This is a genomic window from Streptomyces sp. NPDC048436 (assembly GCF_043200355.1).
Taxonomy (GTDB): domain Bacteria; phylum Actinomycetota; class Actinomycetes; order Streptomycetales; family Streptomycetaceae; genus Streptomyces.
On record NZ_JBICXP010000008.1, the window covers coordinates 16,489 to 28,131 of the forward strand.

The following is an 11,643-nucleotide window of genomic DNA, read 5'->3' on the forward strand; positions in this document are numbered from 1 at the left end:
GCGGGATGCTGGGTGACCTGATCAAGGCGAGTACGAAGAGTTTCGGCAGCAGCTTCAGTTTGCTGAATGTGCTGCCAGGCGTTCTCGTGGTCACGGTGATCGCGGTGATATCGCGCGCCCACCTGTACGACCTGCAGGCGCCGCCGGACTTTAGCGCGATTCTTCCCGGGAAGGAAGACGCGGCCGCCGCCGTCCTGTTCACCTTCGGCGCCTTTCTCGGCGGCGTCCTGCTGCGCCCCTTCGAGGTCGGGCTCGTCCAGGTCCTCGAGGGGTACTGGAGCGCCGCCGCCCCAGTCGGTGAACTCCGCGCACTGGCTGCCGAGCGACACCGCAGGCGCAGGGACAACGCCTCGCTGCAGCGCTCGGCTGCGGCGCAGCGCGGCACGGCGTCACGCGCGGGCCGGGCCACGCTGTCTGAGCTGGCGCTCCGGCAGCGGGCAAGAGCTCGGGCCGGCCGTATCCGGGAACAGGCCACCGCCGCGTTCCAGGACTATCCCGAGCGTGACGTGGATATCATGCCGACCCTGCTCGGCAACATCCTGCGCGACGCCGAGTACGTCGCCGGACACCGCTATGGGCTGGACGTCCGGCTCGCCTACCCGCGCATGTTCCCCACGGTCTCCGCACCGATGCAGTTGGCGATCAAACGGCAGCTCGACCTCATCACGGTCAGCGCCTCGCTCACCGTGTGCTTCGGCCTGATCGCGTTGGCATCCCTGCCGTTGACCCTGCGCTTGGACATGTGGTCGCTGGCCGCACCGCTCGCTGCCGCCTTGGCCACCGTCGCCTACCGAGGTGCCGCCAGTGCCTCACGCGAACACAAACTGATTCTCATGGCCGCGTTCGACCTGCACCGCTTCGATCTCGCCGCAGCATTCCACTACAAGCTTCCCCCGAACGCCGCGCAGGAACTGATGCTGAACAAGCAGCTCAATAGCTTCCTGCACGATCCCAAGCTGAATCCCGCCAATGCCGGCACGAAGGCGCTAGGAGACGCAAGCAACGGCTTAGCCGAGCGACAGTTCGACCATCCCGAGCCGTGCCGCTGCTGCTCAGCCGGCCGGGAGAGCCAAAGCGGGTCGAACTGAGACAGCGCCGCCCAGTCCCAAGACGTTCAGGCGCATGTCCCGCGCCGAGTCGTTCTTCTTGTCATCGCCCGTGCGCGCCGAGGCCAGCACGCTGACGGCCGCCTCCTCCAGGATTACCCCGTAGGCCTGCCCCAGCTTCCCCGGCACCACCGCACAGTCCTGCCCGACCAGGAGTTCCACCCTGCCGAACAGGACGGACACATCGACATCCACCAGCCAGGGGGAGGTGTCGTCCAAGTCGCCCCGGGAGTCGACCAGGATGCGGGAGACGTCGATCCTCGCGTAGCCGAAGACGGACCGGATCACGACCTTCTGTAGCGTCCTCGACTCCTCCACACGCTCGCGCACCGGAACCAGCAGACTTTGAAAGCGCACAATCGGCACCATCACCCGTCCGGGACCGAGCCGCGGTCTGCTCAGCGCCACCCCCGCGCCCGCCGTAACCACAAGAAGAGGAATAACATGGCTGCCCACCCGGCCGGACAGGTAACCCGTCGCGGTAGCAAGCCATGCAACACCGCCCAGAATGAACACAAACGGGCCCACCAGGTAGCCCTGCGGCACCACCGCCCGCAACAAGGCGAAACACCCCACGGCGATCGCCACGTACGGCACGATCTCCCCCACCGCCCGGACACTGGACTGAAGCGCGCCCGCCCCGCCGAACATCCACGCCACGCCCACGGCCACCGCACAAAGCCCAACGGCAACACGTGCACGGCTCACCCCAACCCCCAACCCGGTAACGAAGAACGCCAGAGTAGCCCCGCCCACCAGCAAGCCCGAATCCAAGGCCACCCACCACCACGACCACTCTCCGAAGAGGCCGTCCCGTCCAGCGAATTGATCGCACAGCAGCCGACCGTCCACCGCACTCTCTGAAGCAGAACTCGCCTCCCCGCCGGGTGGTGCGGGGGGCACGGGTTTCGGCTCAACAGCAGTTTGTTGCCTTCTAGAAGTGGTGCTCGGGCTCCTTCTGTTTTCTGTTGCTCGTTATAGGAGACCGGCGTCTGCCGCACGGTCACGCAGAGTTCTCAGGCTGGTGCGCGCTCCGGTCTCGTCCTCGACGTGCCATTCGTTCATGCCCTGACAGGTCTTGGTGCCTCGGGCGACTGCGCCAGCCTCGTCGACTCGACCGTAGGGGGTTCCTCCGGTCGCCGCGAGGATGATGCCCCCGTCTTCGTCGATGGTGGCCCAGTGCTCGCCGGAGCGGTAGGTGAGGACGATCCGGGTGCCGGCCTTCAAGACCTGAGCCTGGATCATTTTGGCGACGTCCGTGCGTCGGCCGCCCGGTCTGCGCCGCGGTACCAGTTGGCGTGTAGAGATGGCGGATTGTGCGGAGCCGTCCAGCTCGGGCGGCACGTCGACTGGCAGGCCCAGCCGTTTGGGGCCCCAGATGTGCTCGAACAGTCGCAGGTAGAGGTTTTGGCGAGTCTGGATGACCGAGGTCATGGGGTCCCGGGAGCCGAACGGCCTGAGGAGCTTGTCGAGCTGGTGGGTTTTGATGAACTCGCGCAGCATCGGGTGCCGGTGGTTGTAGCCGGGGGCCATGATCCCCAGCAGAATGTTGCTGCGGGCGTGGTGGACGGCTTTGTCGTTGAGGGGCAGGTCGTTGAGGCTGGAGTTCTCGCGTCCCGCTCGCCCCCCCTGGCCCGTCTCGGCATAGACGCTCGTAGGAACCAACTGGCCCCCTCAGCTCACTTGCTGATGCGACGCCTGTACGCGGCAGCCACTCCCCCGGGATGTGGAATGGGCTGCGCGGGCGCCTCTGACGGGCGAAGCCGAGGAATGGCTCCGCCGGACCACCTGATCGCTGTCGTCGACAGGCATCGGTCGTGAGGATGTGGGTGAACGGGTGTTGTCAGTGGTGCCGGTGAGAATGGTGTGATGACTCACGCCATACCCGTGCCGCTGCCCTCCGCGCTCATCGAACACCACGCCGTCGACCTGGAAGTAAAGAGCTCCAACGGCCTGGGCTTGACGGTCAAAGACGTCGCCGCCACGCCCTGCGGCGAGATCTACACCCTCTACAGCACCAGCCGCTTTACCTACGGGGTGGCAGACGATGAAGCCGACCCGGCGAAGGGCAACTTCGGCTACGCGCTAGTGACCCGGTACGCCCCGGACGGCACACCTTTGGCCACCGCTGTCTCCGGGCAGAGCGATCTCGTGCGCCAAGACACGACACTGGGCGGCCCCACGACGGGGCTGGGCGAAGAACTGTGGGGGGCCAGCGGACTGTGCGTCCTGCCCGACGGGACGCTCGCGGCCACCGGTTGGGCAGACCAGACCCATCTGATCACCGCAGACCTCACAGCGGTGACCGCGCATTACAAAGCTACCCACAGCCAGCACGAGGACGGGCCGCGCGACGCGTTCGCCTCCTGGATCAGCACAACCCCCGCCGGTCGGCTGCTGTGTACGGCGGGCGAGTTCGGGGTCTACAACTACGGCAGTCCGCTCGACAACATCGTCTCGATCACCGACCAGCCCCTTATCCCGACCTCAAAACCAACTCTGCGGGCCCTTGCCTCCATGGAGGCGCAACCCGTCAAGCAGACAGAAGCCGACCTTCGGCCCGACCTTCTGTTCAACGGCGAGCCGGTGGGCATGGACCACCGGCCGCGGCCCTCACTGACCGAGCACCTCACCGAACTCGAGCAGACCGCTCCACGGTGGGCCTGGGACGATGCCCGGCTCGGGCGGCCCGCGGTGGTGCGCGAGGACCTGTTCGTCATCCCCGTCTACGGCCACATCTACCGGGGCGGCAGCCGCGGCCAACGGTTCGCCTTCGTCCTGGTCAGCGACCAAGGTAAAATCGTCGGTCAGTTGGGCGGCATGCACCTAGACCGCGACAGCCCCTTCACCGGCTTCTGCTTCGAAATCGCCGCCGACCCGATACGCGAACGGATCTACCACCTCAACCGGTACGGTCTGTTCGCCTGGTCGGCCAACGGAATCCGCGCTCAGCGCCTGGACCTGGAGGATAAGAGGTACAAGCTCCTCAAGCACTTCACGCTCATGGACTGCGCCCCGGCGGGCGAGCTGATCCTCGTGCATCGCACGCAGCACCTGTTGCTCCGCATCCCCTGCCCCGCCGCCCTCGGTGACCTCGGCGAGGTCGTGGAGGATGCGCTGCGCTCCTACGCCAAGGAACGCACCGCCCTCAAGAAGCAGTGGCAGCCACAGAATTGGCACTGGGTCGACAGCACGGCTCCCCTCCACCGGCTCTGATCACGTAGAGCGGGCCGGACAACGCGTTCCGGGGGGAAGGGGTCCGCCTTCGGCCCCCGCCTCCCAGGACAGCGGCCGCAGGCCCGCGGCTCTCCCGCGCGGCACCTCAGGTGACGGTGTAGGCGCCGCCGGGGAAGTCCCAGCCGTCGGTGCCTTCGCCGATATCGTCGCAGATGACGAAATCGATAAAGTCGTCCTCGAACTCGCCATCGCCAAGTTCCCCTTCGCGCCACATTGCCTCGATGGAGGCCCAGTGGCCGTTGCGACCGTCGATGCGCAACGGCGCGCTGCCGCCGGCGCCGCGGTCGCGTTCGTCGGCGCCAGTCTTGACGACGCCCCGGATCTCGAACTGGTGGTCCTTGAAGGCCTGCGGGATCGGGTCTGGAGGGATGATTGCGGCTGCTTCGTAGGCCTGCGCGATGAGGTCGCGATAGCTGCGGCGCACGTTGTATTCGTCGTCGGCCAGCCACTTCATGAGGGTGGCGTGGGTGATGTGGAGCCCGGCATCCTCGAGGGCCGCGTAGCCGCGGTGAGTCTGGGTGAGGTGGACGAGCTGGGCGTGCCAGGTCTTGGCCTTGTAGGAGGACAGGCGTGACTTGGGCTGGACGCCGAAGGCGGCGAGCAGGCTGTTGAGGGCTGCGCCCAGGGTGTTTCCCTGGCCCTGGGGCATCAGTCCTCACCCCCCTGCTTGACCTTGACCTCGCCGAAACCGGTGCCGACCTTGTAGGTGGCGGGTGCGGTGCCGTCCGGGGTCCAGAACACGGCCTCATCGACGTTGCGCAGGGCGATCAGGGTGTGTCCATCCTGGACGGCCCCCCAGGCCTTGACCCAGTGGCGTACGGAGGCTTCGGCGACCATGCTCAGGCGCCAGTCGGGACGCCAGAACGGGGAGTTCAGATGCTCTCCCTTGGGCCACAGCAGACGCAGCGCGATCGACAGGCGCCGCTTGTACTCGATGTATGGCTCCCCGCCCGCATCGATCAGCTCGGTGCGGGCCTGCTTCGCCTCCTGATAGAAGGGCTTGAGGAGGCTGTTGTTGGCGCGGCCGGTGTAAGAGTCGTGGATGCGCAGCGGCTCCGTGATGTGCCCTTGGCCGATCAGCTTTTCCAACAGCTCCATGTGCGGAGTGGTCACCTGCACGCGGCCCTGGCCGTCCGGGCGTTCGGCCAGGCGTCCCAGCGGGTGGGGCATGTTCGCGTGGCCCCAGGCAGGCAGGTCGATCTGGAAGAGTCCTGCCTGGTCCTTGGCGCGCTGGTCCAAAGCTCCGGTCGGCAGGAGTTTGTTGGGGGCCAGGGTGACGGCGGAGCAGGCGGAGGGGTAGGAGCCGTTACGGTCGATGGTGCAGAACTGTCCGGGGCCGAAGCTGTCGGGCACGATCAGCTGACGGCGCTTGCCGCCCCGGGTGCGCACGCTCTCCACCTCGGGATGCACCCAGCGCGGCTCACCGTCCATGACCTCGTTGAACAGGGTCCACGGCTCGGTGTCCCGCTCACCTTTGCGGATCACCGGGATCGGGTGCATCTTCGAGCGGCCGACGGCTTCCTTGAGGAGGCGCAGCGCGGGGAACGGTGAACCTTCGGGCTCCTCGTCCTCGTCACCGGGCTGCAGATCCTGTTCCTGCCCCGCCGGGGTCGGCTCCTGGTCCCGCATGGGTGAGGCCTGGTCTGCAGCCACCAGGTCGCTGCCCTCGGCGTCTTGCGTCAGGGCGTCGGCGGGGGCATCCTGGCCGGTCTCTGTCTCTGCTTCGTCTCCGGTGACAGGGGCCGGGGTGCTGTTGGCGCGGTGGGCTGTGGCGAAGGCATCCAGTGCGGCGCGCAGCCGCTGTCCCTCACAGGTGTCGGGGAGAATGAGACCGGCGGCGGATGCCAGGGCAGCGGTGTAAGCACGCAGGTCCGGCAGCCTTTCCGTCTCTTTCTTGAGCACCGCGTCGCGGTGGTCGGCCAGGAGCTGCAGGGCATCGGCAGGCAGGCCCCGGGCGGCGCCGGACGTGAAGGGCAGAGCGGCCTCGGCCAGTTCCTGCTCGATAGCGGTGAGCGGGTCGGTGGCTGGCGGGGTGGTGACGCCCGTGTTCGGCGTAGAAGACGCGGCCGGCGTGGGTGCGGGCGGCGCGGGGGCGTCGGTGAAGCGGGCGCGATTCAGGTCGGCCCGCAGGCGGATTGTGGTCTGTCCGAAGTCCCGCTCGGCGACGGTGACCTCAGCGATTCCTTCGCCGTCAGCGGCGGCCAGGGTGAGGGTCACGTCCGCGTCCAGGCCGCGCACGGCCTCGGCGTCATCGGTGTTCAAAACGGCAATGACCGGCACGTGCAGCTGGCGGGCCAGGTGCGTCAAGGCGCGTACGGCGGGCGGCACCTGGCTCCCGGAGAGCGGGATGTGCGGGTCGGCTTGGTGGTGCAGGCGGTCCACGACGACCAAGGCGAGAGCGTCCACGTAGGGTGCGGTCTGCGCGATGGCTTCGGCGGTCAGGCCGACGCCGTCGTCGAAGAACAGTCGGGCCTGCTGGCTGAGGCGGGCGCCGGCTGTGTCGGCGGCTTGCTGTTCGGGTGCGGTGAGGGTTCCCGAGCGCAGCCTGCGCAGGTCAACTCCTGCCTCCGCGGCGATGATCCAGCGTGTGACGACGTCGGTCGTCAGACCCGCGGCCGCATACAGCACGGGCCTGCCTTTGATGAGCGCCGTATGGCGGGCCGCGGCCAGAGCAAGGAGGCTGCCGCCCGTGCCGGGGGCCGCGGCCACCAGGGTCAGCTGTCCTACCTGTAGTCCGCCGGTGGCCGCGTCCAGGTCCCGCAGCCCGAAGATTTGGCCGTGTACGGCGGGCGCGAGGACGTCACCGACCTTGCCCCCCAGGGATGCCAGTTTGCGGGGTGCGGGCTTCGCTGTCGGTGTGTTCTCGCTGTCCACCGTGTCTTCTCCCTTGGGGGATGCCGTACGCGAGCCGGGTGCGTGGAAGTCGCTCACCGAAGCGGGCCGTTCAGATGTAGGTGACGGGATTGCGGGACAGATGCGGGCAGGGGGTGGGCCGGCCGATCCGCAGGTCGTCGTGCAGGAGCTTGCCTTCCAGGGCGTAGCGGGCACCGTGCTTGCTGATCCCGGTGATCTTCGCGACCGCGAGCACGGTGCCTGCGGTGTTGATGATCTGCACCTCGTCCTGCGAGAGAGCCCGGTCTGCGTTGAACTTCCAGATGCCGCGCCCGGCTTCCCAGGCCTCGGCCGCACTCATGCCGGGACGCCAGCCGAGGACGGCTCGCCCCAGCGGGTCACCCGCATCCGCGGCGCGCTCGGCACCGATCTGGATCTGCAGCACCCGGTCACCCTCCAGCTACTTCTTAACTTGTTGTAAAGTTACCACACTGGGCGCAACTTTACAACAAGTTCTAAAGTAAGCCCTCCTGTGTTTGCGGTCAGCTCGGAGCAAGTCAAGGGGGGCAGAGCGCAGGAACGGGGCCGGGCCTGCGGAAGACTGCGCCTTGCCGGACAGCCGACGCATGCGGAAAACCATCGTGGGCCCGGAGGAGACGTCTCACCCCGGGCCCACGTGCACAACACGTTCAACGACTGGCACACCCCTGCGCAGTCACAACCCGCTAACGGTGTGCCGCACCGGCTGATCCCCTTCCGCGGGCGGTGGTTGGGCGTATCCGTACTGGCTGACACACACCCCGTCCTCACCGGGAATCCGGTAGGGCTGGCTGGGCCCGGTGGCATTCAGATGCGCGGCGATCGCATACGCCACGGCGTTGACCGTCTCGGCGTCCGCCGAGTGGATCGTGATGCGGGCCAGGCCCGGCTGGGTCAGATGCGCAGTGTGACTCATGCACCTGCCGACGCATGCGACCCCGGGCCCGGTTCGTCCCGGCAGGCGAGTTCACCCCCACGGGATACCTGAGAAGAAGTGCCCGCAGACAGTCCCGCATCAGAGCCTATGCCTTCTGACGGGGCGCCGTTGCGCACCGATCTGACTTACCCCTCACGCGGGTGACACCAACACCGTGCACGGCACGTCGGGTTCACCGACTCGCTACGAAGAGCACGAACGCTTTGTGATCTTCAAGGAGACCCGTGCCCGTCATCGCCCCCACTGCCATTCTACTCACCGCCGCGGCAGCCCTGACCCTCCCGGCCGCCGCCCATGCCGCCGCCCCCGCCGACAGTCCGCACCCGGTGCCCAGGGCCGGCGAGACCGTCACCCAGCCGCTCCAGGCCGCGCTCAAGTCTTTGACCGTCAAGGACGAGGACCGCACCGGCTACCAGCGCACGAGCTTCAAGCACTGGGTGGACGCCGACCAGGACGGCTGCACCACCCGCATTATCTGAACTCCGCGGGTGAGCTGTGCGGTGCAGCCGTTGTCGCAGTGTCACTGTATGGCAGCCCGGCCTTTTGAGGTACGTGAGTCACGAAGCGTCGTTGTGGCCTAGGGCAATTGGCGGGCGACTTGCTGGGGCACTCAGAGGGAGCGCAGCCAGCTTGTGCCGCTCGCACCTCTTGTCGGATTCAGGCCGATCTGGGTTGATGGATTACAGCTGTGTCTAGCGGGTTTGCCAACGGGTGGGCCGACGACCGTAGTAGCTCAGATGGGCTTGTCTCGGGTGATGCGGTGTGTGGGTTCGCTCGCTGCCAACTCCTGCCCCAAGGGGCGGGCATGCGGGTTGGGAAGGGGGGACGCGGGTGGGGCGTATCGGGTTGGCGCAGACGATCGAGCAGTTGCGGCGCGAGTTGGGCGACGTCCAGGACGCGGGAGCGCACCAGCAGTTGCGGTTTGAGATCGCCGAGGTGGAGGTGGAGTTGTTGGTGGAGTTGCGGGAGGAAGGGGGGCCGGAAGCGAAGGTGTCGTTCGGGGTGGTGTCGGTTGGTGCCGGGGCCAAGCTGGGCAGCGCGCACACGCATCGGCTGACGCTCAAGCTCAATGTGCGCGACGAGGCGTTGGGCGGGCGTACAGCGCAGGTGAAGCGGGGGCAGGGGCGGGATTGGGACGAGGGCGAGTGAGATGGACGCGCTGCGGCTGGCGGACATCCGGGCGGGCACGGATGCGCGGGCGGAGAGCTGTGGCTCCGGCTATCTGGTCGGGCCGCGGCTGGTGCTGACCGCGCACCATGTGATTGCTCGCGGGGGCGAGGTATGGCCGCGGATCGAGGTGCGTATCGGGCACATTGGCCATAATGCGCCGACGCGGGTGGGGGCACGGGTGTGCTGGCCAGCCGTTGGTGGAGACCCGGTCACGGGCCCTGGGGCGTGGGATGTGGCGTTGCTGGAGCTCGACCGGCCGGTGGAACGTGAGCAACCGGTGCGCTGGGGGCAGCCGGTGGGCACACGGCCGCTGGAGTACACGGGGATGGGATTTCCGCTGCTGGCCGAGTACGAGGACAGTGTGCGGGGGGTGGAGCAGTTGGGTGGCACGATTCCGCCGCTGGCCACCGGGGTGGGGGGTGCGTTCGTCCTGGACCAGATTGCCGGGCCGCGTCTTCGGGCGTCCGGTGAGCGTGCCTGGGACGGGGTGTCGGGGGCAGCGGTGTTCTGTCAGGGGCTGCTCGTCGGAGTTGTTGTCAAAGATGATGAGCAGTTCGAGAACCGCCGACTGCACGCGACAGCGGTGTGGCGCTTCGCCAGGGAGCCGCGTTTCGTGGAGCTGGTCCGGAAACAGACGGGGGCGCTCCCCCTGGTCGAGCCGGTGGAGTTAGCCGGCTCACTTGATTGCCGTATGGCGCCGGTGACGGCGCGTACACCCGGGTCCCTGCTCGCAGCAGCAGCCGAGGCCGTCGCTTTCCACGGCCGGCATGGTGAGTTGACGGAGCTGACCGCATGGCGCGATGACGGGCCCAGCGTGTCGGTCAAGCTGGTGACCGGTGAAGGCGGGCAGGGCAAGAGCCGTCTGGCACGTAGGTTCTGCCAGGCCAGCAGGGAGGCAGGCTGGGTGGCCGGGCTGACCGAACCGGCCCGTGCTGTGGACGAGAGGGCCGCCCGGGGTCTGCTGCACGAGAGGCAACAGGAAGCGAGCGCGCGGTTGCTGGCCGAGCAGTTGGCGGACTCCACGGTTGCGGCCTTGGTGGTGTGTGACTACGCCGAGGTCCACCCGGTATTCGTCGACACTCTGGTGAGCGCTCTGGCCGAGCGTCCAGGGCAGCGCCCGGTGCGTGTGCTGCTGTTGTCCAGGGCCCGGGGGGCGTGGTGGCAGGACCTGACAGCGCTGCTCGGGCCCGCGGCAAGCAGTCTGCCTCTGGAGGCGCTCAGCACCGGTGACGCAGCACAGCACGAGGCCTACACCGCCGCGGTCGCCGAGCTGGCCGGAGCACTGGAACATCTTCCCCAACCGCCGATCGGCCAGGCGCCAGTAGCGCCATGGTCGGCGCTGGCAAACCGGCTGATGTCCGACCCGCCGGCCTTCATCGGCGACGGCAATGCACTCACATCGCAGATGATCGCCCTGCTGGACCTGCTGCAGAGCGCCAGCGGCGTCACGCGGGTGACGGACGAGAGCCCGGAGCGTCGGCTGGTGGAGCACGAACGTGACTACCTGCGCCGTACCGCAGCAGGCAAAGGCCTGCTCGCTGCAGGAGTGCTGTCCACGGCCACGGCCACCAACCGGCGTCGCAGGCAGGCGCTCCAAGCACTGGACCGGGCGCTGGCGGGAGCAATTCTGCTGGGCCCGTGCGACCCGTACACCGCCCGGCGAGTGGGCGAGCTGGCGACCCATGACCACGCGGACGACGTCGTCGACTGGCTCGGCACCCTCTATCCACCGCCGCCTGGCCAACGTCTCGCGACCGGCCCGATACAGCCCGACCGGCTGGCCGAGCACCTCCTCGGAGGAATCCTGACCGACACCAACCACTTCAACGACCAAGTCCACGCCGCTCTGCTGCCCCAGATTGGGACGCTGACAGGGGAATTACAGAGCGCCCAGTCAGTGCTGTTCGCCCTGGTACGCACCGCTGCACACCGGCCATTCCACGATGTGGTCGGCCAGGGCATCACACAATTGATCACAGGATGCCCCGATCCGTTCGCCGCCGCCGCACCGCTCCTCGCCACCGTGCCCGGCCACCGCAGGCTGCTGCTGGACAGCTTGCACCAACTGGCCAAGGATGATCCATCGGCGTTGCCCACTCAGGTATGGCGCGCCAGCGCCATCCTGCCCAGAACATCGGTCAGCCTGGCGTTCTTCAGCGCTGCCGTCACCGAGATCCTCACCGAACTATTCGCCCATCTTGCCCGGGATAACCGGGGCGCCTACCTACCCGACCTTGCGATGTCGTTGAACAACCACGCGGTCCGGTTGGCGGAGGTGGGTCGGCGGGAGGCGGCGATGCCGGTCTCCGAAGAAGCCGTCCG

The 11,643-nt window shown here is 67.7% G+C and carries 11 protein-coding genes; 5 read left to right on the forward strand and 6 right to left on the reverse strand.

Annotated features, from left to right (window positions below):
• Nucleotides 1-5 precede the first annotated feature (5 nt).
• Nucleotides 6-1,088 carry a hypothetical protein gene (locus ACGFX9_RS26085; RefSeq protein ID WP_393476655.1) on the forward strand — a complete coding sequence of 361 codons (1,083 nt, stop codon included), beginning with the start codon at nt 6-8 and terminating at the stop codon, nt 1,086-1,088.
• On the opposite strand, the gene ACGFX9_RS26090 is transcribed toward ACGFX9_RS26085, so the two are convergent.
• Nucleotides 1,053-1,778 (reverse strand): hypothetical protein, encoded by a 726-nt coding sequence (locus ACGFX9_RS26090; protein ID WP_393476657.1) that lies wholly within the window; start codon nt 1,776-1,778, stop codon nt 1,053-1,055. The genes ACGFX9_RS26085 and ACGFX9_RS26090 overlap by 36 nt on opposite strands.
• Before the next feature lie 303 nt (nt 1,779-2,081).
• On the reverse strand, nt 2,082-2,771 hold the full coding sequence (locus ACGFX9_RS26095) for a hypothetical protein (protein ID WP_393476659.1): 690 nt from the start codon (nt 2,769-2,771) through the stop codon (nt 2,082-2,084).
• Nucleotides 2,772-2,975: 204 nt separating this feature from the next.
• Between ACGFX9_RS26095 and ACGFX9_RS26100 the strand changes: the two genes are divergently transcribed.
• Nucleotides 2,976-4,322 (forward strand): hypothetical protein, encoded by a 1,347-nt coding sequence (locus tag ACGFX9_RS26100; RefSeq protein ID WP_393476662.1) that lies wholly within the window; start codon nt 2,976-2,978, stop codon nt 4,320-4,322.
• A gap of 106 nt (nt 4,323-4,428) precedes the next feature.
• Here the strand turns inward: ACGFX9_RS26100 and ACGFX9_RS26105 are convergent, their stop codons facing one another.
• The 4 genes from ACGFX9_RS26105 to ACGFX9_RS26120 all read right to left on the reverse strand — a co-directional run bounded on the left by ACGFX9_RS26105 (nt 4,429) and on the right by ACGFX9_RS26120 (nt 8,130).
• On the reverse strand, nt 4,429-4,992 hold the full coding sequence (locus ACGFX9_RS26105; protein WP_393476665.1) for a hypothetical protein: 564 nt from the start codon (nt 4,990-4,992) through the stop codon (nt 4,429-4,431).
• On the reverse strand, nt 4,992-7,217 hold the full coding sequence (locus ACGFX9_RS26110; RefSeq protein ID WP_393476668.1) for a DnaB-like helicase C-terminal domain-containing protein: 2,226 nt from the start codon (nt 7,215-7,217) through the stop codon (nt 4,992-4,994). Before ACGFX9_RS26110 ends, ACGFX9_RS26105 begins: the two co-directional genes overlap by 1 nt.
• Before the next feature lie 70 nt (nt 7,218-7,287).
• Nucleotides 7,288-7,620, reverse strand: coding sequence for a hypothetical protein (locus ACGFX9_RS26115; protein WP_393476670.1), 333 nt, complete (start codon nt 7,618-7,620; stop codon nt 7,288-7,290).
• 270 nt (nt 7,621-7,890) lie between these two features.
• Nucleotides 7,891-8,130, reverse strand: a complete 240-nt coding sequence (locus tag ACGFX9_RS26120) for a DUF6207 family protein (RefSeq protein WP_393476673.1) — start codon at nt 8,128-8,130, stop codon at nt 7,891-7,893.
• Between the two features lie 245 nt (nt 8,131-8,375).
• Here ACGFX9_RS26120 and ACGFX9_RS26125 point away from each other — a divergent pair, with 245 nt between their 5' ends.
• The 3 genes from ACGFX9_RS26125 to ACGFX9_RS26135 all read left to right on the forward strand — a co-directional run.
• On the forward strand, nt 8,376-8,630 hold the full coding sequence (locus ACGFX9_RS26125; protein ID WP_393476676.1) for a hypothetical protein: 255 nt from the start codon (nt 8,376-8,378) through the stop codon (nt 8,628-8,630).
• A 367-nt stretch (nt 8,631-8,997) separates the two neighbouring features.
• A complete protein-coding gene (locus tag ACGFX9_RS26130; RefSeq protein ID WP_393476679.1) occupies nt 8,998-9,300 on the forward strand; it encodes a trypco2 family protein in 303 nt (100 codons plus the stop codon).
• A 1-nt stretch (nt 9,301) separates the two neighbouring features.
• Nucleotides 9,302-11,643, forward strand: a 2,342-nt coding sequence (locus ACGFX9_RS26135) for a trypsin-like serine protease (protein WP_393476682.1), incomplete at its 3' end; no start/stop codon positions are given.

What these genes read in the sequence shown, in the direction of transcription:
- ACGFX9_RS26085 (WP_393476655.1), top strand. Translation starts at nt 6, where the DNA reads ATGCTGGGTGACCTGATCAAGGCGAGTACGAAGAGTTTCGGCAGCAGC.
- ACGFX9_RS26120 (WP_393476673.1), bottom strand. Translation starts at nt 8,130, where the DNA reads ATGAGTCACACTGCGCATCTGACCCAGCCGGGCCTGGCCCGCATCACG.
- ACGFX9_RS26100 (WP_393476662.1), top strand. Translation starts at nt 2,976, where the DNA reads ATGACTCACGCCATACCCGTGCCGCTGCCCTCCGCGCTCATCGAACAC.
- ACGFX9_RS26105 (WP_393476665.1), bottom strand. Translation starts at nt 4,992, where the DNA reads ATGCCCCAGGGCCAGGGAAACACCCTGGGCGCAGCCCTCAACAGCCTG.